At 61.4% G+C, this 26995-nt stretch carries 13 protein-coding genes; 4 read left to right on the top strand and 9 right to left on the bottom strand.

Annotated elements, in window-relative coordinates; translation table 11 throughout:
• Positions 1-18 precede the first annotated feature (18 nt).
• On the bottom strand, positions 19-351 hold the full coding sequence (locus ACQE3E_RS00510; RefSeq protein ID WP_071160050.1) for a DMT family transporter: 333 nt from the start codon (positions 349-351) through the stop codon (positions 19-21).
• A 308-nt stretch (positions 352-659) separates the two neighbouring features.
• Here ACQE3E_RS00510 and ACQE3E_RS00505 point away from each other — a divergent pair, with 308 nt between their 5' ends.
• Both ACQE3E_RS00505 and ACQE3E_RS00500 read left to right on the top strand, forming a co-directional pair.
• Complete coding sequence (locus tag ACQE3E_RS00505; protein WP_064026928.1) at positions 660-3164, top strand: EAL domain-containing protein; 2505 nt, start codon at positions 660-662, stop codon at positions 3162-3164.
• The gene (locus ACQE3E_RS00500; RefSeq protein ID WP_071160047.1) at positions 3161-4018 is read left to right on the top strand and encodes an HDOD domain-containing protein; all 858 of its coding nucleotides are present in this window, start codon (positions 3161-3163) and stop codon (positions 4016-4018) included. The genes ACQE3E_RS00505 and ACQE3E_RS00500 overlap by 4 nt, the downstream gene beginning before the upstream one ends.
• A gap of 620 nt (positions 4019-4638) precedes the next feature.
• On the opposite strand, the gene ACQE3E_RS00495 is transcribed toward ACQE3E_RS00500, so the two are convergent.
• From ACQE3E_RS00495 to ACQE3E_RS00460, 8 genes are all read right to left on the bottom strand, one after another.
• Entirely contained in the window at positions 4639-6297 is a 1659-nt protein-coding gene (locus ACQE3E_RS00495) for a ShlB/FhaC/HecB family hemolysin secretion/activation protein (RefSeq protein WP_427501136.1), read from the bottom strand.
• A complete protein-coding gene (locus ACQE3E_RS00490; protein ID WP_313729384.1) occupies positions 6294-7115 on the bottom strand; it encodes a hypothetical protein in 822 nt (273 codons plus the stop codon). The genes ACQE3E_RS00495 and ACQE3E_RS00490 overlap by 4 nt, the downstream gene beginning before the upstream one ends.
• 9 nt (positions 7116-7124) lie before the next feature.
• Entirely contained in the window at positions 7125-8969 is a 1845-nt protein-coding gene (locus ACQE3E_RS00485; RefSeq protein WP_313729385.1) for a putative porin, read from the bottom strand.
• A 74-nt stretch (positions 8970-9043) separates the two neighbouring features.
• A complete protein-coding gene (locus tag ACQE3E_RS00480; RefSeq protein WP_064026940.1) occupies positions 9044-9715 on the bottom strand; it encodes an energy transducer TonB family protein in 672 nt (223 codons plus the stop codon).
• Between the two features lie 6 nt (positions 9716-9721).
• A complete protein-coding gene (locus ACQE3E_RS00475; protein ID WP_064026943.1) occupies positions 9722-10126 on the bottom strand; it encodes an ExbD/TolR family protein in 405 nt (134 codons plus the stop codon).
• Positions 10123-11976, bottom strand: a complete 1854-nt coding sequence (locus tag ACQE3E_RS00470) for a DUF2341 domain-containing protein (protein WP_313729387.1) — start codon at positions 11974-11976, stop codon at positions 10123-10125. Before ACQE3E_RS00470 ends, ACQE3E_RS00475 begins: the two co-directional genes overlap by 4 nt.
• Positions 11977-12396: 420 nt before the next feature.
• Positions 12397-14322, bottom strand: coding sequence for a hypothetical protein (locus tag ACQE3E_RS00465; protein ID WP_071160033.1), 1926 nt, complete (start codon positions 14320-14322; stop codon positions 12397-12399).
• 65 nt (positions 14323-14387) lie between these two features.
• On the bottom strand, positions 14388-15272 hold the full coding sequence (locus tag ACQE3E_RS00460; protein WP_281021914.1) for a hypothetical protein: 885 nt from the start codon (positions 15270-15272) through the stop codon (positions 14388-14390).
• A 366-nt stretch (positions 15273-15638) separates the two neighbouring features.
• Here ACQE3E_RS00460 and ACQE3E_RS00455 point away from each other — a divergent pair, with 366 nt between their 5' ends.
• On the top strand, positions 15639-25970 hold the full coding sequence (locus ACQE3E_RS00455) for a filamentous haemagglutinin family protein (RefSeq protein ID WP_427501135.1): 10332 nt from the start codon (positions 15639-15641) through the stop codon (positions 25968-25970).
• Positions 25971-26123: 153 nt separating this feature from the next.
• The gene (gene murI, locus ACQE3E_RS00450; protein WP_313729389.1) at positions 26124-26933 is read left to right on the top strand and encodes a glutamate racemase; all 810 of its coding nucleotides are present in this window, start codon (positions 26124-26126) and stop codon (positions 26931-26933) included.
• Positions 26934-26995: the final 62 nt, after the last annotated feature.

The raw sequence follows: 26995 nt of genomic DNA, 5'->3' as shown, positions 1-26995 counted from the left end.
CGTTTGAGCGCTAAATCCTTAATGCCCGACCGAATTGGAAAACAGACTCAGCGTCACGACACCGGCCACCACCAAGCCGATACCGGCCAGTGCCGGTCCGTCCAGCTTCTGGCCGAACAGGGCAACGTCGATCAAGCCGATGCCGACAATGCCAAGCCCGGCCCAAACCGCATAGCCTATGCTGATTGGGATCGTGCGTAGCGCCACCGAAAAGCAATAAAACGACAGACCGTAGCCGATCGCGATGGCCAACGACGGCCACGGCTTGGAAAAACCGTCGCTGTACTTGAGCAGCGAGCTCGCCGCGACTTCGGTCAGAATGGATACGGCCAAATAAAGCCAATGCGTCATACTGGAAACTATCCTGAATTTGATTGGGACAATGTCCGGGCGCCTTGCCGCGCGCGGGGAGCTTATCCCAACGCGCGCCAGCGGCTCCGGCATTTTGCGGAATTCCGGCGTCGGCGACCCGCGTCGACGTCAATACGGCATTAGACGAGGGCGCGGTCGGAAGTTCGCGCCATTGGCAAATCCCGGATTTCGACTACCTTTTGGAGGTTTGCGCCGCGTTTCGTCCGCCAAGTCGACCGGTCCGCACCCACTCTCACTGAAATGACATCTAACCGCTTGTTCGTTCCGCTTCCGCTACTCAAGGTACCATGATCGCCGATCCGGAAAGTTATCAGTTGTTGCAACGAATCTGGACTATCGCGTGGGAAGCCGATCCGCGGACCGGCTTGTGCCGTTACGTCTCAGACCAGACCGAACGACTGGGTTACCCCGCCGAACATTGGCGGCGAATTCCGTATTTCTGGCAAACCGTGGTCATCCCCGAAGACCGGCACTTATTGACACAGCTCTCGCCGAGCGGGACCGAGTGTCGAGTCGCCCGCGCGGACGGCGCGCAAATGCCCGCGCGACTGCAACTGAGCACCGCCGCGGCCGAGTCGGACCGGCCGGCCGCCTTGCATGGCACGATGCTGATCTACGCCGCCGAGCGCGCGGCTGTGGCAACGCAAGCGGCAAGTCGCGACGAATTGACCGGCCTACCCAACCGCAACCTGATGCTGGACCGTATCGGCCAAGCCATCGCGCTGGCCGGGCGTAGCGAGCACTGGCTAGCGGTACTGTCGATAGACTTCGATCGATTCAAACTGATCAACGACAGTTTGGGCCACGAAATCGGCGATAAATTATTGGTGGCGGCATCGGTGCGACTGGACAGCGGTATCCGCGAAGCCGACACCGTGGCCAGACTGGGCGGCGACGAATTCGTGATTCTCGCCACCGGAATAGGCAAGTTCGAAGACATTCATTGCATCGCTCAGAAAATTCTCGATTTGCTGGCGGCGCCGTTTTACATCGACGGTCACACCTTGTTTTTGACGGTCAGTATCGGCGTTTGCGCCTTTCCGAAAGACGGCGCCGACGCGGTGGTGTTGCTGAAACGCGCCGACACCGCGATGTACCGCGCCAAGGAACAAGGCAAGAACCGGTATCTGTATTTTTCCGACGAAATGAATGCCGCCAACGCCCACCGGCTGCATCTGGAAAACGAATTGCGCTTGGCCTTGGAGCACCGCCAGCTGGCTCTGCATTATCAACCGCAGATCGATCTGGATAGCGGCCGCATCATCGGCGTCGAAGCCTTGGCGCGTTGGCGGCATCCGACGCTGGGTTGGATCTCGCCGGCCGAATTCATCAAGATCGCCGAGGAAACCGCATTGATCGTGCCGTTGGGACGGTGGGTGCTGGAAACCGGTTGCCGCCAGGTCGGCGCCTGGCGCGCGGCCGGCCTGCCCCCGTTAAGAATGGCCATCAATCTGTCGCCGGTACAATTCACCGAACACAGCATGGCCGATTGCATCGAGGCGGTACTGCGGGAAACCGGTCTGGACCCCAGATTATTGGAACTGGAGCTGACCGAAAGCCTGTTGATGCGCAACGTCGAGGAGTCGATAGGTACGTTGCGAGCGCTACGGGCGATGGGCATCTGCTTGGCCGTCGACGACTTCGGCACCGGCTATTCGTCGCTGAGTTATCTGAGCCGTTTTCCGGTCACGACGGTCAAGATCGACCAATCCTTTACCCGCGAGCTGACCAGCGACCCCAACGTCGCCGCGCTGGTCCGCTCTATCATCAGCATGGCGCACGAATTGCGCCTGCGGGTCATAGCCGAAGGCGTAGAAACCGAAGGCCAATTGAATTTTCTAGCCAATCACCGTTGCAACGAAGTGCAAGGCTATTTTCTGGGCAAACCGTTACCGGCCGATGAATTCATCGACTTTTACCGGCGTTTCGATCGATTGGCCGCCCGGCGCGGCGGCGGCGACAGCGAGGAGCGCCGTCTACTGGTGGTCGACGACGAAACCAAGGTCGTCGAAGCCTTGGTGCGTCAACTCGACGGCGACGGCTACCGGATTATGACCGCGACCGGCGGCGGCGAGGCACTGGAGATACTGGCCAGGCAGCGAGTCGGCGTCATCGTGTCCGGCCAGCGCATGCCGGGCATGAGCGGCGTCGAATTTTTCCGCAAGGTCAAGGATCTTTACCCGGCCACGGCTCGCATCATTCTGTCCGGGTTCAACGACATCCAGACCGTGACCGACGCGATCAATCAGGGTGCCATCTATAAATTCTTGAACAAACCCTGGCGCGAGGAGCATCTGCGCGACGCGGTGCGCGAAGCTTTTCAACGCTACGAATTGACGCTGGAGAATGCCGCGCTGGGCCGGGCCTTGGAACAAGCCAACGCCGAGCTGTCGGCCATCAATCGGGACTTGGAGCGGCGCATCGCCGAAAAAACCCGGGAACTCGGCCGGGGCATCAACATGCTGCAAGTGTCCAGGGAAATCCTGGAACATTTGCCGACCGCGGTGATCGGCATCGACGACGACGGTTTGATCGTAATGGCCAATCGCCAGGCCAACCGCTTGCTGGCCAGCGACGACGGCATACCGTTGCTGAGCTGCGAGGCCTCCCTGCGCCTGCCGGCCGCCGCGCTGGCGGTACTGGCCGATCCCGACGGCCGCGAGCGGCGCATCGTGCTGACCGGCGGCCTATCCGCATGGGCGCTTTGTCGAACCATGGGAGCCGACAGCGTTTCGCGCGGACGCATCCTGATGCTTTGGCCGGAATCCGGTCAGGAAAACCCGAGACAATGACTGAAAGATCCCAATACGCCGGCAATCTCGACAAAGTTCTGGACAGCATTCGGCAGCTGCCGTCGCTGCCTGGATTGGTCGTAGAATTACTGGAAAACTTCGGCGACGAAAACGTCAATATCGCCACGCTGGCCAATAAAATCGCCCACGACCAGGCGCTAGTGGCTCGCTTGATGCGGGTCGCCAACTCACCGTTTTACGGGGTATCCGGGCAGATCGGCTCGATCAGCGAAGCCATCGCCATGCTCGGGTTCACCAACGTGCGCGGTTTGGTCTTGACCGCCGGCCTGATCAACGTCTTTACCGGCATGGAAAAGTATTTCGACTGGCGGGCATTCTGGCGGCACAATGTCGCCGCCGCGGTGTGCGCGAAGCTGTTGGCGGGCGGCACAGGCCTAAACCCTGACGCCGCGTTCACCGCCGGCCTACTGCACGACATCGGCAAATTGGTAATGTGGAGCTGTTTTCCGCACGACGTCGCCCGATTAGGCGAACTCAGCGAAGAAAGCGGCTTGTCGCCGCTGCAACTGGAACGGGAAACCTTCGGTTTCGACCATACCCTGCTGGGCAGCGAAGTTGCCAAACGTTGGAATTTTCCGGTGGATATTCAACACGCGATCGCGCTGCACCATACCCATTATCTACCCGGCGGCGGCAAGACGATGGCCGATGTCATCTATACCGCCAATCTGCTGGCCGAAACGCTCCAAGATGACGAGGTGTGCGAGGCGCGCCAATTGCAAGTCAACGGCGTGGCTTGGTCGCGCCTGAAATTGGACGGCGAGCGGCTTGCCAAACTCACCGCGCAAGCCCGTCGGCAGTTTCAAGGCACCATGCCGCTGCTGAGCGACTGAGCCCCTCCAAAACCCAAGGCCGCACTCGGCGCAAAAAAATACCCTCGGCCCGGTCAGAAGCGGAGGGTGTGAGTCCCACGGGAGAGGACAGGAGGAACAGCCAGGAGTTACGATTTTAATTTAGCAAATCCGGTGCCAACCCTTGCATGTCCCACGCTACCAGCCTTCACACCGATCCTCCCCGCGCCGCCCGCCGAAAAGCCGCACCAAAATCAATCGCAAGCCGGCTTTTTGCACCGCAATGAGCGTTACCGCGACACGCGTTACCAGCGCCCCTGGTTCGAACGGCCTTCCTTGCCCAGCACCCATTGCCGTTCAGTTTAGTCTCGACCGTTTGTCCCGAGTCCTTCCGCCTCGCTCGGGAAAGCCTTGTCGAAGGTCGTTTCGGTTTCTTCGTGAAGGTGCTTAATTGATCGCCCGGCTCTGATGAAGTTATCCGCGCGCTTTTTCTCTATCACGGTTTCAGCTTCTTGAGAACCGACGAACGGGATGGGATTTATAAACACCGATCCGACTTGTTGGCTGTCATCACTAAAGGTTGTCTTGCCTCCGCAATCCGTTGAACTCCGTTAGCCTTCCGGCTATCGGCAATCGCTACGAAAGCCGTTTGAGTTGCAGCCCTAAAATTCGTAAACCAACCGAAAATCCACGCGCTGTTGGCCGGCGGAAACACTGCTTTGGCCGTGAAAGGGATAGCTCCAATCCAGTTCGCCGAGCAGGCGCTTGAACCATTGCATACGCAGGCCCAAACCGGCCGAAGCGAGTTGTTCGACCGCCGGAGTCGGCGCGATCGGCGCGTCTGTCCACAATCTGGCCCAGTCGATAAAACCCAGCAAGCGCAGATTTTGCGCGGCGTCCCAGTCGGCAGGCAGCAAGTGCGGGCTGTAAAGCTCCAGAGACAGATTGACGCCATGGTCCGCCAGAACCTGGGTCTGATGATAACCGCGCACGCTGAGCGGGCCGCCGGCCGCGAATTGCTCGTTACTGATCAGTTTTCCGATGCTGGCCTGGCCGCTGGCCCTGGCTTGCAAGCGAAAATCCCAGGGCAGTAGCTGCTGGTGTTTCACGTCGCCAGTCAGGTAGAAATAGTTAGGGGTGGCCCCGGCCCGTTTGCGCTCGAATTCGGCGGCATCATTACCCAAGCCGCGAAAACTGAAATGACCGGCCAGGTTCAGACTACTGGCGTAGCCGTCGCCGCGCCGCGTTCCGTCGTAGCCGGCCATGAACCCTGCATAGCTGATCGGCGTATTCTCGGTGAAGCTGGCAATCTGCTGACCGAAACTTTTATAGTCGAAGCCGAAGGTCAGATTGTGAAAAATACTTTCGGAAGAGCCCGCCAGCGGCTTGACCAGCCGCGCGCCGTAGATCGAGCCGGTACCGACCACCGACAAGCCGCCGATATTGACGCCGAGTTGGGTGTTGGAGCTGATGCCTATGCCGTATAGCGCCAAACGGGTGTCGGCCCAACCGGTCGGCAGCACGTAGGTGCCCGACCAGACTTCGACTTCTTCGCTGACTTGCGGCGAGACCTGATATTGCAAGGAAGCGCTATGAAAAGCCTGCCACAGGTTGTCGTAGCGTAGCGAGCCCAGCAGCCGGGAATAGCTGGTGCGCTCGGAGTTGCGGCTGTTCATTTCGACGCTGCCATGCAGCGGTAATTCGTCCTTGACCTTCAGTTCCACTTCCATTTTGCCCGGCGTCGCACCGGCCCGGAACACCGGCGTGACGTTGCGGTCGGCCGATTGCTTGGCCAGCGTGTTCATTTGCTCCTGTAGTCGCGGCATGTGCGGGACTTGACCCTCGGCCAGCGCCGGCAAGCCTTCGCGGATCTTGCCCAGCGCGTAATAACGCGAACCGCTGATGTAGACGGTTTCGATGCTGCCTTCCAGTACTTGTAGGCGCACGCTGTCGCCCGCCACGTCCTGCTCCGGAATCGACACGACCACGGTCGGATAGCCGGCCTGACGGTAGGCTTGCTCCAGCGCCGCGCGGGCCCGTTCGACCTCGTCGACGCTCTTATCCGGACCGAGGAAGGGATAAACGGCTTTTTCCAGGGTTTCGTCGTCTAGCAGCGTGTTGCCGTCGATTTGATAATCGAAAACGTCGAATCGGGGTTTCTGCTCGCCCGCCCATTCGGCGGCGACCGTCTCGGCATTGGCGGCGCGATCGGCACCCGTGGCGCCGGCACCGGTTGGCGCGGCTGCCGCAGTTTGCGCTTGAACCGTCGTGACGGCCAGGCTTAGCCCGAGCGCAACGGCAAAAGGCGCGATGCGGCTCATCGGCCAGCCCCCCGGCCGTGACTCGCGGTGTCATCGGCCGCCCGCGCCGCTTGGCCGGCATCCGGCGATTCCGCGTTATCAACCGGCTCTACCGCACCGGCGCCAGGTACCCCGGTCGACGCCGGTTCGGCCGGCATTGCCGCCGCGGCGGCGGGCGTACCGTCGGATTGTACCGGCACTACGGCTTCGAACGGCGTGACTTTCAATTGCCGCAAGCGATAGCGATAGGTTTCGGCCTGGGCCTCGTTTTGCACTTGGGCAATCCCGGTGATCGGTTCCAGCTCGGCCAGTTGTTCGAACAGACTTTTATCGCCACTGTGTTGCACGATGTCCCGGCCGACCTCGCGCAGCTGACGGTTCAATTCGCCGCATTGGCTAATCCATCGCTCGCGTTCTTGCACCGCTTGCACCAACACCGTGTTATCTTCGCGGATGGCGCGGGCCTGCAAAACCATGTCGTTATGCTTTTGCAGCAAGGCCTGTTCGCGCTGACGCTGTTGGACCAACTGATTTTCCAGGCTACCGCGCACGCTGTCCAAGCCGGCTTTGTAGCGTTCCACCTGGTCCTGCAGTGCCGGCAGCAATCTGGCCTGATTTTCGAGTAATTTGAGTTTGCCCTCCAAAGTTGCCTTGTCGGCCAGCCATGCGGTTTTTTCCGCCTCCAGCGCGGATTTTTCCTGGCTGAGCTGGCGGATGATACCCTGGGCTTTCTTGATCGCACTGTCGCCGACGGGTGCCGGCTTGGGTTCGGCCCGACCGGTTTCGAGGCCGGCCAACAACACCAACACCGTTAAACCTGATAAACCAATCCAACGCATCGCCATCCCCTAAAACCGTGCGTTCAGATCGACGTTGACAGTGTCGATGCTGTATTTGGGGCCGTCGATCGCATCGGTGCTAAGCCAGCGCAGATTGAGCCAGGCGTATTTGGACAGACCGTATTGGGTGCCGATCACCCAGCCCTTGGCATTGGTACCGCCCAGATGGAAAATCGAGTCGGTGAAGGCGTCCAACACCGCGTCGCGCTGCACGTAGCGGTAAGCCAAATTGACACTCCAGTCGCCGAAATGGCGAACCTCGACTTGGCCGATATCGGCGCGAATCTGATAAGCGGTGGTGCGCGGCCGGCTGTCGGTGTAGTTAACGATGCCGTTGGCGAATTCGGTCAGGATTTTTTGCTGGTTGTAGCCCAGGTTTTTGGCGTAATCGGCGGTCAGCAATACATGAACCGGGTCGAAGCCGGCGTAGTCGAACATCGCGGTGGCATTGAACACCTTAAACCGCGAGGCCAGGCCGAATAAACAACCGACCGTATCGTCGCACACACCGTTCAAGGTCTGATCGTCGGTAATCGCCACCATCGAGTTGCCTTTCTGGACGAACTGCGGCGCGGTCCAATCGTAGACGTGGCTGCCGATCGGGTTGCGGCGGGCGTTGACGTTCTGGAATTCGTAATACGATGCCGCCAGATTCAGCCGGGAATCATGCCACACCAGCCAGTCGGCGCCGACCTGACCGGCGTACAGCCATTTGTCGTTAACCGACACGTCGATGTCTTGCAACGGAAACACGCCCAGCGTCAAGAACAAACTGTCCGGGGTTTGCTGACCTTGGTTGATGCCGAAGCGGGCGGTCGGATTTGGCGCTTTATAGCCGGCCAATTTGCTGGTACCGCGATTGAACGGCAAACGTACACTACCGGCCACGCCTTCGAAGCTCAAATCCGGGTCGAACACCACATCGGTGGACAGGAAGGGATTGATGATGCGCCCGGCGTACAGGCTGAACCATGAAGTGTTTCGCTCGTCCAGGTAGTCGTATCGCAGATAGGCGCGGTCGATCGCGAACTGGTAGGACTGGCCGGTGTTGCCCAAGGTCTGGTCGTTGGAGACCGGGTTGTTCAGATTGCTGGTCGCAAAGCGGACGCCGGCTTTCAAGCCGTCGCTCAAATTGGCTTCGAAACCCAAACGGAAACGTTCCCGCAGCCGCAAACGATCGATTTGGTTGTTGACGATGGCCTCATTAGGGTTTTGAGAAACCTGCCGCTGCAAGCCGCCTTGCGGACTGTTGGCGAGCCGGTTGATCGCCAACCAGTTGTAAGGGCCGAAAAAATTGCCGGCGGCATCCAGACCGGCATTCGCGATCCCCCCGGCATTTTCCTTGCCGTAAAACTCGTCGGCAAAACGCACCCGCATATCGAAGCTGGGATGAATCGCCGCCACCCATTCCGGCAGCGCGGCGGGGATGCCCCAACCTTCGGTTTTGGCGTCTTGTTTGACGTCCTGCAACACCTCGGCCTTCAACTCGGCCCGTACCTGGTCGCGGATCTCCTTTTTGACGAATTCCGGTACGTAGCCGACGTGCTTGGTTTTGCCGGTTTTGGGAGCCGAATTACCCGGCTCCCCGGCATCTTCCGCGGTCGAGGTCGCCGCTTTGGCTTCATTGCTTTTGACTTGCGCGGCTTGGGTTTCGGCGGCTTCCTGTTCGGCCGCCCGCACCAAACCCTGGCCCTCGTCGGGTTTCAAGACGCCCCGCTGCACCAGCAGGTCCACCAAATTCACCAACGTGGATTTCTTGACCGGGATGACTTCGTCGCCGGGCGCGGCGGCCTGGGCGGCCGTCGTCGCGCCGCCAATCAACAGTAGAACCAGGGGTTTGATCGCGGTATTCATCGTGGTGTTTTCGCTATTCAAAGGTTTTTAAGTTAGTCGGCTTGGGCCAGCGCCGAGCACCGGGTTAGCCACGGCTAAACCCTGGAATTCAGCCGAATCCGGATCGGTTGCGGCATCGTTTCCGGCGGCGGACGGCCAACGCTGGCCCGCAACTTCGGCAACGCCGCGCGCAGAGCACGATCAACCTCGGCATTGCCGCTGCCTGACGCCAGTTCGCTACGGCTAATGCCGCCGTCGGCGCCGACCCAGATATCCAGAATCACGCTAAAGGCCGCACTGGCGGCCGGCGTGTCGGCCAGCAAGTTTTGCAAGCCGTCTTCGATTCGGCGCTGGACTTGGCCGCCGTACCAAATCACCGCGTTGCCGCCCCCGCCGCCCAGCAGAGAGCGGCCGCCCTTGCGAGCTTGCAAGCCGAAAGCGTCGCCGCCGGCCGAGCCGTCGGCATCCAAACCGAGCGCCTCCGCCGGCGGTGCTTCGTCCTTCTCGGGCGAAGGTTCCGGCTCTGGCGCGGGTTCCGGTTCTTCGATTTTTTCCACCTTGATCTCTTCCGGCGGCGGCGGTTGGTCCGGCGTTGGCGGCGGGGGCGGTGGCGGCTGGATCATCGCGATTTGCTGCACCTGCTTCTTGGCCTGAGGCGGCTTCTCGTAGTGCTTCGCCAACCACCACACGCCCCAGACAATCGCCACGCTCAAACCGATGCCGAGCAACATCGGCAAACGGCGTAACCACGCATACTGATTTGTCATCGGTCGCTACTTCACCAACTTCTGCGTCACCAAGCCCAACTGGCTGATTTGCAGGCGGGTGACGATGTCCAGCACATCGATGACTTTCTGGTACTGCACGCTGGCGTCGGCTTTCACCACCACCGGCAAGTCCGGCGTGGCGGCCTTATATTGCGCCAGTCGGGTTTCCAGTTCCTGTAGCGACACCGGGTAGGTATCCAGGTAAATACTGCCGTCCGGCGTAATCGAAATGGCCTTGGTCTTAGGCTTGGACATGGCCGGCGTGTTGCTGGCCTTGGGTAGGTTGACGGTGATGCCTTGCACCGTGGCGGTGGTCATGATGATGAAAATCAGCAACAGCACATAAGCCACGTCCAGCATCGGCGTGATGTTGATGTCGTCGTAAACTTTATCCTGGTCGTCGATCTTCATGGCCTGGCCTCTTGCCGCGCGGCTGTTTGGCGGGCGGCGCGCATCGCCAACAAGGCCAGAAATTCGTCGCTGAACACCCGCATGCCGGCGGTGATATCCTTGATTTGGGTCAGCAGATAGTTATAGGCAAACAAGGACGGGATCGCGACCGCCAAGCCGGCGACGGTCGCCAGCAGCGCGGCGGCAATGCCGGGCGCGATCGAGTTGATGTTGACGTCGCCGGTGGCGGCGATGGCGGCGAAGGTGATCATCACGCCGACCACCGTGCCGAGCAGCCCCAAGAACGGGCCGCCGGCAATCGCGATAGTCAGCAACACCATATGCCGATTCAGGCGTTGGCTTTCGTGGACGATTCGGCTGTCGAGCTTGACCCGCAAGTAGTCCCAGGCTTCGCGGGCGACGACTTGTTCGGCGTTGCCTTGCAGCTTTTGCAACTCGTGAATCGCGGTGTGGTAGAGATGGTATAGCGGCGAGCTTTGAAAGTGATCGTGTTTGCCGACCAGCGCGGTCAGTAAATCCGAATCGGCCAGTTCGTGCTCCGCCGAGCTTTCCTGTTGGTCCAGCCCGCCGAGCTTATTCGGATCGAGCTGGCGGTATTTTTCGAGAAAGGCGCGGTTGTCCTTGCCGATGCGATTAAGCACCAAGGCTTTACCGACCATAACCATGACGGCGATTATCAGCATCACCAAGGTCAGGCCGATGACGACCCAGCCATCGACGGTAACGTTTTGGACGATGACCAGAAAATGGCTATCCGAGCCGCCGCCGTTGGACTCGTCCTGGCCGTAGCCGATGACGGCGAAGTCGGGGCTTTGGCTGCGGTAGGCGAACTTGAGCCAGTCGGCGCCGCGGGCGGTGGCGGCGATTTGCACTTCGTCCAGCCAGCCTTGGTAGTTGTCGCCCAAGCGGATGACCGGTTGGCCGGCCGGGAGTTGGGTTTTGACGCTGCCGGCCGAAACACCGTCGATATAAAGCTCGACGATTTGCGGCGTAACCTCGCTGCCAGGGTTTCGCACGGCTTGGCCGCCGGTCTGGGCGGTCAGGTTTTCCGGACGCAAAACCAAAGCGACGTGTTGCCATCGACCCAGGGTCAGCGGTGCCGGCGCGGTGCTTGCACCGCCGGCGACGGCAGTCAGGGCGTTGCCTTGCACACTCAAACGCAAGTCCAGGCCGGGGGCTTGGGCGCTGAGCAGGGTGGCGGCAGGGTTGGCTTGGTCGATTTTCAGCCAGGCCGAAAAGGTCCAGCCTTTCGCCGGATCGACCGCCAATTGCGGCGCCGGATTAACGACAATAGGCCCGGCGCCGGTGAATTGAGCGGCGGCGCCGATCCAGCCGGCGGACTGAATCGCGGCTTTGGAATCGGCGGCGTGGCTAGCGTAGGCGGTGGCGTCTTGCGGCAGGACCTCGCCGGCGGCAAAGTGGTAGACCAAGCCTTGGGCCACGTCGTACAGGCTTTTCGAATCGGAGCCGTCGGCGGCATTGGCGTTGCCGTAGTACAACCAGAAATCGTCGGTCGCCACTCCGCCGCGCACTTGCGGCAGCTTGACCCAGATCAGGCCGATCTCGCTCAACACATCGACTTGCTCGACCTGATAGGCCAGCGGGGTCTGCTCGTCCTTCAACGCGCGCAAATCGCGGCCGTTCTCGGCCAGTTCGGCAAAATAGCCGAAGTTGCCGGCATGCAGCCGCACCAGCACCGGTACGTCAGACAAGGTCTGCTGGATGTCGGCTCCGGTCGCCGAGGCGTCCACCGCTACCTGCCGGCGCGAACTCCAGTCGGCGTTCCACCAGGCGTGGCCGAGAGAAGGTAAACAACAAAGGAATAGAATTCGCGGAATAAGATTACGCATCGAATGGGATCATCGGGAAAAATCGTTAGGGGAGAGTGATTGAAAGTTCGGAAGCCCGCCGGCCACGTTCTCGCCGAACGTACTTAGGCGAACAGGGGAATAAAAGCACTTCATCGGACAAATTCACGATCGTCGACCAGCCTGAATCCAGTGTAAAAGGCCGAAATCGCGGAAGCTCTGGACATATGCGCCGAAACTCGTCGGCTGACACATCCGGTAGCGGAATCCGATTGGCTTCCCGCGGATCGGCGAAAGGGTGCACATCCGTGTGCCGTCCAAGCGTATCCGGTTCCCTATGGACAGAGGCTCGAAGATCCTGATTTGTTAACGCTAACGTGTTTGGGTAAAGGACTTCCCGCCAATGCACGGTTCGCAGGGGATACCGCGGCCAAGGTCCGGTTTGGCCGCGGCGTGGGAAACTTAAGGGGTAGGCAACGACAAGTCGTTGTAGTTGGTGTTAAGGACAGGCAGCGCGCAAGCATCGGGCTGGCCGGCCGTTTGCCGCAGATAAGGGGTTACCGGATTGGCCGGGTCCCAACCAGCCGGCGGCGCCACGTTGGCGCTCAGTGCCACGTAGCCGGCTTGCCCCCAACCGTGGTTGCTCAAGCTGGTATTGCGGGCGGCAACGGTAGAAGCCAGTTGGCCCACTTTGACCAGGCCGTTTTGCAACTTGTTAACATCGTTGCCCTTGCTGGTTCCCAGGTTGGCGGTGTTATATGTCGTGCGCCAGGAGAAGGTGTACTCGCCGACCAAGGGATAGCGGTTTTGCGCCACTTCCTTGCCGGTTGGCGACGCGCCGTCGATTTTAATGAAGCGGTAATTGGCACTGCGGCTCGCGTTACGCTCGGTAGTTTGGATACTGATGCCCCACTGATTGCCGTGAGCGACGTTTTGCGGAATGTCGCGGTAATCGTTGTACGGTGCGGGGTTGTGCCTGGTCGCGCCGGTGGTGCTATTCCAGGAGTTGGTGCCGCTGAAATAGTTGTTGGTGCCGTTGTTCAAGTCGGTCAGGCAGCTATCCACCGCGCCCAAGCTGGTCGCATACATAAAATCCGCGTTGGACGAACCGGTATCGGCAATCACCGGTCCGTGACTACCCAAGCATGGGTACTGCAAGATATTGGCTAAAACCGCCACTTGTTGGCCGGCGCCGTTTTCGCGGCGGCAGACGTGCACCTTGGTGTCCTGGGGGACGTCCAACTTGGTGTTACCGGTACCGGTTCCGGCGAAGCCGGCGGCCTTGGCCTGGCTGACCAACTCTTCCAAATCGATCACGTTATCGGTGTCGTTCGGTGCCGGATCGGTATCGGTCGGCGTAAAGCCAGTGGTCGGCGTGGTCGGCAATTTCACCTTGAGCGCGGTCCAATCCCCGACCGCGCCGCTAAAGATACTGGCCAGTTGCGATTTGGTCAGGCTGGGTTGGCAAGCGGCGTTCTCGCCGGATGCGTTAGAGCTGACCGGGGTTACGCCTTGGCCGGCCAAACCGCAGTCGCTGGGCAGGGTGCCGCTGACGATGCCGGCCAGTTGCAGGGCTTGGTACAGTTTCAACGTAACCGGCGTGCCGATGATGTGGCTGGCGATGGTTCTGCGGGTGTTGAACTGGGTATAGTCGATCGGCGTGGTATCCGGCACGGTATTGTCCGGTGCCCCCATCACATCCGGGGTGACGTCGCCGGTCGCCCCGGTGGGCAGGGCCACGTTGAAGGTATCGAGCGGGTCGTCGGGCGTGAGGTGACAAGCAAAGTTATATTGGAAGGTGGTGCCGCCCGACGAGTAGCTGAAGCTGCCCGAGGTATTGGTGGTCGTGCCGCAATTGCTGGGGTCCTTGATAAAACCCAACGGGCTATTCGTGGACGCGGCGGATAAACCCACCGCGGACGCACCCAAGCGGCGGCGCGAGATCCAGACTTTGATCTTGGTGGCGGCGGTGTTGTAAGGCGCGGTGGCGGGAGCGGGGTGAGTCGCATCGGCCACATAGCTGCCGGCGGTCGCCAAGGTACTGGCCGCGCCGCTACCCAGTATGCTGGCCAGTTTCGCGCTCGAAGTCAGGCAATAAATTCCCGAATAACTGTCGTTTTTCGCGACACTGTCCACCTCGGAAGGCAGCGCTTGAAAGTAGACGTGGGTAGTCGTGCCGGCAATATTGGCCTTGTCGGCACAGATGCTGTCGATGACGCTATTGGCTACCGGAAAGCCCAGCACCGGATCGTTGGCTTGCGAACCCGGCAAATAGAGCGCCAGATCGGGCGTGCCGTCGGTGGGCAGCAGCGCCAGGGCGCCGCCCGAAAATACCATGCTGATCGCCAAGCTCAGTTGAGCCAGGCGCTTAGGGGTAAAGCGATTCATTTTTTGTCTCCTAAGTTAACGATCGCCCCGGCCATGCCGGGGCTGTTACCGTTTGTAATGCTGATTCAGGCTTGAACAGACTGGCGAGAGCGGTTGGTAAAGCGCAACAAGCTCAGCAAGCCGCCCAGAAACATCCAGGCGGCGCCGGGTAGCGGTACCGCGGTGACGTAATTCCAGTTCAAGGTGCCGCTAGCGATATCCAGCGACATATAACCGGGCATGAAGTCGAAGTTTGCCTGGCTATTTGTGGTGGTACCGGGCGTGGAACCGGTGTGCCAAAACAACATTCTGACGGTTTCGTCATTTTCACCGAAGAAATTGGTATGCTCCGTGCCGTCGGCATACAGGTAGGCAGAGGCCTGGAACAGACCAATGCCGCCTTCCTCGCTAAACGCGTTGGAATTGGTCGTCGTCAAGTCCCAGTTCGCCGCGTAGTCGGTCAACTTGGTCTTGCCCGGGGTCACAATCGGCGTACTGTTCGGCAAGGCCTGGTTAAGCGCGAGCGCCTGGTTTTTGACCCCGGTGGTTTGGCCTTGCAACTGGCTGACCTGCACCAGAAGCTTATCGGCTTCCCTTAGATCCGAGATATTGGTTTGGCTGACCAGAATGCCGTAATGCGGGTCTAACAAGCTGACCGCAGTGTAATAGTTGCTGCCCAAAACGTTCCATTGCAACTCGCCGGTGGCGTTGGCGATAAAGTTGGCCCAGCGCGGTCCCAGATTCCAGGTATAGCTCGTGCCATTGGCAATGTTGTCGGTGAAGTCGTTGACCGTGGTCGCCAAATCGATGCCGTAGGTCGTGGCATTGTCGACGTCGTAGACGCTCAAAAACATCTCGCCGCTGGTTTGCTGCGCTTGGGTACCGGGGTTAATCGCCGCCTGGGCCGAACCCATGCCGAGCACCATGCACACCGCCGTCAAGCCGAAACCGTGTTTGTTAAAAATTTTCATACTCTACCTCTGTAGTTAGTTTGAGAGGGACGTCCGTCCCGTTGGTTGCCCACGGCCTTGTCAGCATTCCGGCATCAATCTATCCGCGTCCGCTACCCAGCCCTTACGATTCAATCATCTATCTTCGATGTTTACCGTGGAGCATAACGTAATGCAAAAATGTGAAGCTCGTCAAACACATTCAGAGGCAATGGCTTATTTGCAATTTGGAAATAATCCCACACAACCTGCGGAAAATCAGCGTTTACACCGTTGGCAACATAGTTTTTTTACTAGCTTAGCCAGAGCGCTCCAGCCCGAAGGCTTGCGAATTCGATATAGACATTGATATATAACAGGCTTCAAACTCGATTCCGGTGAAATTCGATGAAATCCCAGCGCTCCCCGTTCAGCTTCAAACTGGCTCCACTCGCGGTCTGCATTCGGCGGATTCTAGCGGGCGGCTTGCTGGCCGGCGCCGGCGGCGAATTACTGGCCGACGCCGGCTTGCCGGTCGCGGTCGGCGCAGGAGCAACGCCCGGTTCTAGCATCGCCGAGTTGGCGAACCCGGCCTTGCATCCGACTATCGATGTCGGCCATGCCTCCGCCAGCTACAGCGCCGACGGCCAAAAACTGACCGTCAACCAAACCACCGCCAAAGCGGTGCTGGATTGGCAAAGCTTTAACGTGGATGCCGGCAAGAGCGTGCAATTCGCCCAGCCCGGTAGCGGTTCGATTGCGTTGAACAACATTCACCAGCTCGACGCCAGCAAGATTTACGGCAATCTCAGCGCCAACGGCCAGGTGTATTTGGTCAATGCCAATGGCTTCGTGTTCGGACAGGGCGCGTCGGTCAACGTCAACTCGCTGGTCGCCACCACCTTGAAAATCGAGGATGAGGTGTTCGACAAGGGCATCGCCAACGTCGTCGATTCCGGCGCGACCGGCGTCAACCCCGCGCCGGTCGCGGCGTTGACCGGCGACGGCGCCGTCTACCGCGATCTCGGCAACGGCCGGCGCGAGAAAATTCGGATTTTGGTCGAGAACGGCGCCGCGATCTCCGCCGCCAACAGCGGTCGGGTGCTGCTGGCGGCGCCGGACGTAGAAAACGACGGCACCATCACCGCGCCGGACGGCCAAGTCCTGCTAGTCGGCGCGAACGATAAAGTCTATTTGCAAGCCAGCGACACCAGCGATGTGCGCGGCTTGTTGGTGGAGGTGGGTACCGGCGGCAGCGTCGAAAACGTCGGCAAGATTTTGACCGAGCGCGGCAACACCACGATGCTGGGCTTCGCGGTGTCGCAGCAAGGCGTCGTTTCGGCCTCGACCTCGGTAGCCTTGAACGGCAGCGTGCGCTTGCTGGCCCGCGAAGGCGCGCAATTGACCGGAACAGGCCCCTATAAGCTAAAACCTAAAACCACCACCAGGGCCCAAGCGGGCGAGGACGGTTTGGGCAGGCAAGCCCGCGTGGTGCTGGACGGCGGCAGTCTGACCGAAGTGGCGCTGGACGCCAGCGGCGGCACCGCCGTGGACGAACAAACCCAACCGCGCTCGCGCATCGACATCGAGGCCGGGAGCATTCGATTGAAGAATGGCGCGCAAATAGTCGCCCACGCCGGCGATGTGAATTTGATCGCCAGCGCCGTTCCCGACGCACCGCTCACTCAGAATATCGCCGGCAACGCCAGCCGGATCGTCCTGGAGCAAGGCAGTAACATCGACGTATCCGGCGTTAAGAACGTCGAATTGGCGATGAGCAGCAATATCGTCGATCTGGAATTGCGCAATTACGAGTTGCGCGACGCGCCCTTGCAGAAAGACGGTATCTTGCACGGTAAAACCGTCAAGGTGGACGTCCGCGACGGCACGACGCTGGCCGACGCTTCCGGCGCGATCGCCAAGCGGCCGCACTCGGTATTCGAACGCAGTATCGGCGCCGGCACGATCAGCTTGCAATCGGAAGGCGATCTGATCGTCCAGACCGGCGCCGACCTGGACATTTCCGGCGGCTACCTGAGTTACCTGGGCGGTTACGTCAATACCACGCAACTACTGTCCGACGGCCGCCTGTTCGACATCGCCACGGCCGACCCCAACCGCACCTACCAACAAATCGTCAGCGGCCGGCATTACGAAGCGGCTTACCGGCAGGGCGGCGCTGCCGGCACGCTTTCGATCCGGACCCAAGCGGCGCGCCTCGACGGCAGCGTGAATGCCGACACCGTCGGCGGCCTGTATCAGCGCGATCCGGCCACGGCCGCCGGCGGCGGCACGCTGGACCTGGATCTTACTTGGAACGGCACCGCGTCGCAAACCGTGGCCTTTGTCGGCGCGGCGAACGACGGCGGCGAAGACATCGCCAACGTCTTGGCCCTGACGCCGGCCTTGTTCGGCCACGGCCTGAATCATTTCGAGTTGAAAACCCTGGGACGTTTCACGATCGACGCCGGCGTGGTCTTGAACCTGGCGGCCGGCGGCGGCTTCACGGTCCGTGCCGGAACTATCGATGTGCAGGGCAGCCTGATCGCGCCGGCCGGCGACGTCGCGTTGACCTCGGTGTCCGGCGATTTAGACGGCAAGCTGACGCTGGGTACCGCGAGCCGCATCGACACCAGCGGCCGCTGGATCAACGACATCAAGGACGGCCGGACCAATAGCTTGCAAACCTTGTGGCTGGACGGCGGCGACATTGCCTTGCAGGCCGGCGGCGGCTTGCTGTTGGCGCGCGGTGCCAGCTTGGCGGCCAACGGCGGCGCCCGGATGACCGCCACCCATAAAGTCACCGGCGGCGCCGGCGGCAACATCTCGCTGCAAAACAACAGTACCGCCAGCGAACCGAGCGAATTCCGGCTCGGCGCCACGCTGTCGGCGGTCGGCTTGCAAAAAAACGGCACGCTGAGCATCAGCACCGGCCGGGTCGAAATCGCCGACGGCTCCGGTCTGCCGATTGAAGCCGACGGCACCTTGTATTTGAGCAGCAGTTGGCTGCAAAACGCCAACTTCGGCGCTTACGCGCTGACAACGACGGTTGGCGCGTTAAAAATCGCCGACGGCACCCGCTGGCAATTGCGCCAAACCAATTGGCAATTGAACGGCAACGCGATGCAAGCCGCCAGCGGCACGCCTTTAAGCGAATTAGTCCATCTGGCGCTGCTGCCGGATTACCAGCGCCTGGCGGTTGATCTGAATTTAACCCATGCCAGACGAACCAGTTTTGGCATCGTCAGCGACCACGGCGGCATCGTGATCGGCGCCAACGCTTGGATAGGCGCGGATTGGGGCGCGCAATTCGCTCTGACCTCCGACGATAGCATCCGTATTAACGGCACGCTGAATGCGCCGGCCGGTACCATCAAAATCGCCCTAACCAGCCCCGGCAGCGCTTTCGACAGCGGCTACGATCCCGATTTAGGCATTTTCCTCGGCGCCCTCGGCCATCTCAACGCGGTCGGCGCCAGCGTGCTAACGCCGAACGGCTCCGGCTTGTCGCAGGGCGATGTGAAAGCCGGCGGCACGGTGTCGCTGACCGCTCTCCGAGGCTATATTGCCGCCGCCGCCGGCAGCACGATCGACGTTTCCGGCACACAGGCACGGCTGGACATCCTCAACGCCAAGGGCCGAACCAAACAGACCCTGGCCTCGGCCGGCGGTACGATCGACCTGAGTGCAGCCGAAGGTTTGATCCTGCAAGGCCAATTGCTGGCGCAAGCCGGTGCCGGTACCGGCGCGGCCGGCGGCGGCGTATCCGGCGGCACCGTCAATCTGGCTCTGGACATCCGCAAACGCGGCGCCGGCGAGTTCACCAATTTTCCGACCGGCGAACGGGTGATTCGGGTCGGCGCCGAAGCGGAGGTGCTATCGAGCGATGTCGAGGCCGCGATCGCGGCCGGCGCCGTACCGGCCGAATTCAATGGTCTTGCTTATATCAGTGCCCGCCAAATCACGCAAAGCGGCGCCGACCGGCTCAGTCTGGCGAACCTGAGCAATGGCGAAATCCGCTTCGACGGCCCGGTCACTCTGGCCGTCGAACAAAGCTTGACCCTGGATGCGCCGTTGATTGGCCACGTTGGCGACGGTTCGGCCGTTCTGTCCGCCAACGTAGTCAATCTGGGTTCGAGCTTGAACCGAACCGTGTCCGGCTCGCCAGGCGCGGCCGGCGGCGAAGACCGCTTGACGGTTAACGCCAACCTGATCAACCTGTTCGGCGCCACCGCGATCGGCGGCTTCGCCGAGACTCGCTTGCTCAGCAACGGCGACCTGCGGCTGACCGGCATCAATCCCAATGCCGAAGCGGATTTGCTGGGCGCGCTGAGACTGGCCGGCGATCTGGTCTTGGGCGCTCGGGAAATCTACCCGACCACGCTCAGCCATTACACGATCGCTATCGATGCGGCCGTCAATCCCGACGGCACGGTGACGGTTCTGCCCGGCGTCGGCAGCCAGGCGACGCCGTTGTCGGCTGCCGGTAAATTGACGATAGAGGCAGCGCATATCCAAAGCCAAGGCCGCTTGCTGGCGCCGTTCGGCAGCATCGAGTTGAACGCCGGCCTATCCTTGGCCTTGTTGGACGGCAGCATTACTTCGGTCGGCGCCGACAGCGTGATTCCGTTCGGCCGCACCCAAGGCGGTCTGGGCTGGCTGTATCCGCTCGGCACCGCCAGCAACATCCAAACCACGACACCGGCCAAGTCCATCGTATTGTCCGGGCCCGACATCAACCTGGCCGCCGGGGCCAGCGTTAATCTGAACGGCGGCGGCGATTTGTCGGCCTTCGAATTCGTCGCCGGCGCCGGTGGCAGCCAGGATGTCCTCGACACCAGCGGCGCTTACGCGATCTTGCCGGCTTATTTGGCGGATTTCGCCGCTTACGATCCCATCGAATTCGCCAACTCGGGTCTAAATTTTGGCGACAACCTGCATTTGAGCGCGGCGCTGGGTAATCCGGGCGATGCCAATTATCTGGCGGCCGGCGACTACGTGCTGTTACCGGCCCATTACGCACTGTTGCCTAATGCGTTTTTGGTCACGCCGCAAGCCGACAGCTTGGACATGGCCGCCGGCACCACCAGTAGTCTGATCGACGGCACCCAGGTCATCGCCGGTTACCGTTACACCGCGAATACCGGTATCGCCGCCGGCCGCTGGTCCGGCTTCGCGGTCGAAGCCGGCACTGTTGCCCGGACCCGCTCGGAATACGACGAGACCACCGCCAGCGAATTTTTCGGCGCGAAAGGCGCCGGCTTGCCGCAAGATGCCGGCAATCTGGCCCTGTTGGCGCAAGGCCGCCTGACGTTGGCCGCCGACATCAGTGCCACCGCCGCGGCCGGCGGCTTGGGCGGCATGCTGGACATCGGCGCCAATAAACTCAACGTCGTGCAAGACTTGAGCGCGGCCGTTCCGAGCGACGGCGTCGCCTTATTGGCCGAGCAACTGAATCGGCTGAACGTCGATAGTCTGTTATTGGGCGGACGCCGGCAACGGAACGGCGACGGCACTCAACTGACCGTCGCCGCCGATAGCGTCGCGATTGGCGACGGAGTAGCCCTGCACGGCCGGGAAATCCTGTTGGCCGCGCGCGACCGGGTCACGGTCGGCGCCAACGCGAGTTTGGCCGCATCCGGCCAGTTGAGCCGCACCGACACCGAATTAAGCGTGACGAATGCCGACGGCAGCGGCGCCGGCGCCTTGTTGCGGGTTTCGGCGGGAGCGCAAAGCCAAATCGAGCGCTCCGGCGGCGGAGTCGGCAACGCGACCGGCTTGCTGGAGGTAAAAACCGGCGCGGTGTTAAGCAGCGCCGGCTCCATCTTGCTGGACGGTAGCCGGGATGTGGCATTCAACGGCACGATCGCGATGAACGGCGGCGATCTGGCCTTGAGTTCCAGCCGAATCACGCTGGGCGGCGACGGCACGGCCGCCGGCCTGAACCTGAGCGACAGTAGCTTGAACGGCCTAAATGCGGACCGTATCGCGTTGAACAGCTACGACGCCATCGACTTTGCCGGCGCGCTGCATCTGGCGGTGAAAGAATTAACCTTGAATGCCGCGAACTTGCGCGGCGTGGCCGGTGGACAAACCGCCAGCATCGTTGCCGATACGATCACGTTGACCCATACCGGTCGCGCGGCGGCGGCGCAAACCTTAGCCGGCGACATGCGCTTGGATTTATCCGCCCGTAACAGCCTGAGCTTGGCCGAAGGCGAATACGCTTGGTCCGGCTTCGGCCAAGTCGCGCTCAGCGCCGGTGTGGCGCTGATCGACGACGGCACCGCCACGATCCACTCGACCGCCGACTTGGCCGTCACCGCGCCGGTGTGGACCGCCAGTGCCGGCGCCAATACCGTGATCGAGTTGGGCGGCCACGATCTGACGGTCGGCGCCGGCAACGGCGGCGCGGTCGGTGGCGGCCTGGGCGCGCGCTTGACCGTTAACGCGCGCGACATCGTGCAACAAGGCCGTATCGAACTGGCCGCCGGCGGCGTGACGCTGAACGCCGGCCGCGACCTGACGGTCGGCGGCGACATCGATGCCGCCGGCCGGGTCGTCAACCTGGCCGATGCGGTAGCCTATGCCGGCGGCGGCTATATTTCGCTGACCGCCGAGCAAGGCAAACTGGCAATCCTGAACGGCGCGCGCTTGGACGTATCCGGCAGCAGTGTCGGCGGCGACGCCGGCAGTCTGAACCTGGCGGCCGCCAACGGCGAGCTGACGTTGGCAGGCAGCTTGGTGGGCCGTGCTCACTCCGGCGCGGTCGGCGGCGGCTTGGCCTTGGACAGCCTCAGCCTGAGCCCCACCCAATGGGCCGGGTTGCTCGGGCAATTGCACGACGGCGGTTTTAACGGCGATATCGCGATCCGCCAGCGCCTGGGCGACATGACAATAACGGCCGGCCAAAGCCTGCAAGCCGCCAACATCGCGCTGGCCGCCGACAGCGGTTCGTTGACGGTGGCCGGCGAACTGAGCGTCAGCGGCACCCAAGCCGGCAAACTGCAACTGGCGGCCGGCGACGCACTGACGATCTTGGCCGGCGCCAAACTCGGCGCGGTTTCGAGCGGTGCCGATCAGGCCGGCGGCACGATCACGTTGACCTCGACCGACGCCGACGGCGACGGGCTGGAAGGCGTCGCGATAGCGTCCGGCTCCGTGCTGGACCTGAGCGGCGCGGCCGGCGGCGGCGAAATCGATGTCATCGTCAACCGCAAAGGCGACGACGATGCGGCGGTCGATATTGCCGCCGGCAGCGTCGCCGGCGCCGCCAGCCTGAAAGTCGCGGCGATGGCCCATTACGCGACCGACGCCATCACCAACGCCCAAATCAAGCAATGGTACGACGATACCCGCGTTTTCATGACCGCCGCCGCCGACAACGCGGATTTGAGCGGGCGCTTGGGCGGCTTTACGCTACAGCCCGGATTGGACGTGCAAGGCAGCGGCAGTCTGGATATGAATTTGTCCGAGAATTTGGCGACGGCAACCTGGACCAGAGTCGGCTCGACGACAGTCTGGCGAACCAAGCTGGACAATATCGCCGGCGCCGTCCAGGCCTTACGCCGCTTAAACGCCGATGGCGAGATTATCAAGGAGTACAGCTACTTTTCGCCGGCGTCTTCGAACTCTCCGTGCACGCTGACCAGTTGCTCGTTGACTGCCGGCAGCTATTATTTCGATGCCAATCCCAACTCGCCCACCTACCGAACCTTGTTTTTCAGGGGCACTACCAACGCCAACCCGCGCACGCTGAGCGGCTTGACCGAATTCAACGGCTGGGACCTGGCCTTGCCCTACGCCAATGGCCAGGATTGGCATTTCGGGGCAGAAAAAGTACCAGGGCTGTTGGTGATTCGCGCCGCCGAAAATTTGGACATCAATCAAAACCTGTCGGACGGCATTGCCCGTTATGACGGCAAGCAAATGAACGCATTATTGGGTACTAACGACAGTTGGCAAAGTCGGGAAGTCCTGCAAACCGGCGCGTCCTGGAGCTACCAACTGGTGGCCGGCGCCGACTTGTCCAGCGCGAACCTGATGGGCTTGCTGAGCGCGCCGGCATTCGGCACCGGCAATTTGACGGTGGGCGCCAACAGCCGCATTCGGACCGGCACCGGCGACATCGAGATTGCCGCCGCCGGCAATATCAAGCTGACCGACTGGACTTCGGCAATCTATACGATGGGCCGCGCCGAGTCCGTCAACCGCTACGGCAGTCTGTCCGGTAAAACCGCCGGCAAGGAGTTTTTCGTGGAATATCCGGTCGACGGCGGCGGCTTGGCGCTGCGCGCCGGCGGCGACATCATCGGCGCGGTCAGCTCGCAGTTCCTCAGCGATTGGCTGCAACACGGCAGCGTTCGATCGCCAGCCGATGACGGTACATTGACAGGCGCCACGGCCTGGGGTATCAGCTTCGATGCGCCGTATAGCTTTAACAACCAAAACCAAAGCTTTGGCTTCCGGGAAAACCTTGGCGCGCTCGGCAGCGGCGATATAGAAATCAACGCCGGCCGCGACATTCTGAATTTGTCGGTGATGCTGCCGACCTCGGCCAAGCTGACCGGCGCCGTCGATGCCGACGGTAACATCGCCGAAAGCATGCCGCTGATTCGCGGCGGCGGCGATCTGAACTTGCGGGCGGGCGGCGACATTGCCGGCGGGGTGTTTTTTGTGGACAAGGGCAACGCTAACCTGAAGGCCGGCGGCGCGATTACCGCCAGCCGATCCGATCCGGACGCCCCGGAAGACAGCGTCGTCTACAGCGCGGGGCCGATTTTCGCGATCGGCGATTCGATCTTTAACGTGCAAGCGGCGATCGGTATCGCGGTCGGCGCGGTTGTGAATCCGTTCGGTGTCCCACCGGCCAGTAATCCGGCGTCCAATACGGCCATCGTCAACAGCTACTTTTTCAATTACAGCGAGCGTAGCGGCCTCGCACTGCAAACGCTGGCCGGCGCTATCGATTTTAACAACGACACGGATCTGATCGACCAACTGGCCAAAACCTTCCCGACCGCCACCAGCGATCCGCAATCCTATATTTCTCAGGCCGGCGTGGATTGGTGGTCCTACTATCCCGGCAATCTGACCGCCCACGCGCTCAGCGGCGATATCAACGTCAACAATTCGCTGTCGCTGTTTCCGAGCAGCGGCGGGACGCTGGATCTGGCGGCCTGGGGCAATCTGACCCTGGGCGTCGGTACGCTAAGCGACAGCAAGATCGAACAACTGGACGCCGATCCCAGCCTGTTGCCGTCCGTGCTGAATCCGACCAATACCGGCGGCAATTCGCCCCAGCACGCCGATGTATCGGTCCACACCAACGACAGCCGTTCAAATCGGCTGATTGCCGCGCACGGCAGCATCACCGGTATCGGGTCCGCCAGCGTGATTACCGCCAAGGCCACCACGTTTTACGCCGGACTGGACTTTAAAAACCTGGGCTTGGCCTTGCAGAATCTGCATGCCGACGACGTCAGCAGCATCAGCGCCGGCCGCGACATCCTCTACGAGTTGATCAGAAACCCGACGACCGGGGCTTATATTACGACCAACGCCCAAATCGAACTGGGCGGGCCGGGTTTGTTGAACGTGTGGGCCGGTCGCAATATTGACCTGGGCGTGTCCGGCGGCATTATCTCGGTCGGCAATTTGCACAACGTTGCGCTACCCAGTCAAGGCGCCGACATTAGCGTGTTGGCCGGCAACCGCTTCTCCGACTCCACCGCGCCGCTGGAAGACTTCCTGAACACCTATGTCGTGTCCGGCAACTACCAAAGCTTGCGCGCTTCCTTAGAGCAACAAACCACGCCGATCGGCCGGCTACAAATCGCGTTGGCGGTGCTGTTCGACGAAATTCGCGCCTCGGCCAAGGCCGCGGCGGTGACGACGGGCGCCAAGCAGCAGGCGGCCTACCAACGCGGTTACGACGCGATCGCTCTGTTGTTCCCGGACGCGCCGGCCGGCGACATCAAGTTGTTCTTTAGCCGGATTCAAACCGTGCAAGGCGGCGACGTCAATCTGTTGGCGCCGGGCGGCATGATCAACGTCGGCCTGGCTTCGGGATTTACCGGCGGTAAAGCCGACCAAGCCGATCTGGGCATCATGGCTCAGCGCGAAGGCAACATCAACATCCTGGTCAAAAACGACTTGCAGGTGAACCAGCAACGGGTATTCACATTGGCCGGCGGCGACATTACCGTCTGGTCTTCCGAGGGCAATATCGACGCGGGCCGCGGCGCCAAAGCGGCCTTGGCGACCGCCGCGCCAAGAATCAGCATCGACAAATCCACCAGCCAACTGATCGTCGAATTTCCGCCGACGATTTCCGGCAGCGGTATTCGGGCGCAGTCGGGCTATAACAGCGATAGGATAGGCAATGTCGTGCTGGCCGCGCCGAAAGGCGTCGTCGATGCCGGCGAGGCCGGTATCGGTGGGCAGAACGTGACAATTGCCGCCACCGCCGTGATCGGCGCCAGCAATATTCAGGTATTGGGAAGCAGTATCGGATTCGGCCAAATCCTGGCACTCCCGACCATGCCCGACAATGCCGGCGCGGCAGCGGCCGCCGCCAGCCGGTCAGCGTCGACAAACGAAGCGGCCGCCGAGCAGCAAACCGACGATTCCGCGGCCGGACGTTCGGTCAAAGTGGCGTTGTTGGACAGCCAATTGCTTGGTTTCGGTGCTTGCAGCCTTGCCGACATCAAGTCCGGCAAGGCGGGGTGCGGCGACTAACGGGACCGCTAGGCCGCAATTTAATTTCGCCGGGTAGACCTCGGGCAGTAGCGGCAAAGCGCTTGGGTAAGCCCAAGACAGGATTCCGCGCGAGCGTTTTTCAGTGAATGTGCGAAAATTCACGGTTCGCCAATTGGGAGCCTTAGCTCGATCATGCCCACCTCCGAAACCTGTTCCGCGCCGATCGGCGTTTACGACTCCGGCATCGGCGGACTGTCGGTGTTGCGCGCCTTACGGGAAAAGTTGCCAAACGAATCCTTCGTTTACGTCGCGGACAATGCCCACGCGCCGTACGGCGACCGGGCGCCGGACTTCATCGAAGCGCGCGCCCGGCAAATCGCCGCCTTCCTGGTGCAACGCGGCGCGCGAGCCTTGGTGCTGGCCTGCAACACCGCCAGCGTCGTCGCCGCCCAACAGCTACGCAAACTGCATGGCTTGCCGATCGTCGCGATGGAACCGGCCATCAAGCCGGCCGCGCGAATCACGCAATCCAAGGTGGTGTTGGTCATGGCCACCACCAACACGATCCGGAGCGCGTCGGTCGCCCGACTGTGCAGCGCCTACGGCCGGGAGGTTAACGTGATCCTGCAACCGTGTCCGGGTTTGGCGGACCAGGTCGAACGCGGCGAATTTGGTAGCGCGGCAACCTTAGATCTGTTGGACAAATTCATCAGACCCGGCATTGCCGCCGGCGCCGATACCATTGTGCTGGGCTGCACGCATTACGCGTTTCTGACTTCGGAAATTTCGCGGATTGCCGGACCGACGGTCGCGGTGGTCGAGCCTTCCGACGCCATCGCCCGGCAACTCGCCCGTGTTCTGCCGGCCGCCACCGCGCCTCGGCGACCAGCCAGCGCCACCACTTACTACACGTCCGGTTCGGCGCCCGACATGTCGGCTTTTTTGGCGACGATCGGCGAAACCTCCCAAGCGGTGTATACGCTGCCAGCGGGCGTGCCGTAGCCGGCCCGAGGGTATAAGGACCCGACGGGCACTTGTCTGTTTGTGCCGAAAAAGTACGGACA

It is taken from the genome of Methylomonas sp. MED-D (assembly GCF_050276835.1).
Classification (GTDB): domain Bacteria; phylum Pseudomonadota; class Gammaproteobacteria; order Methylococcales; family Methylomonadaceae; genus Methylomonas; species Methylomonas koyamae_A.
The sequence above is the reverse complement of the archived record's forward strand: the minus strand, read 5'-3'. Positions and strand labels throughout refer to the sequence as shown.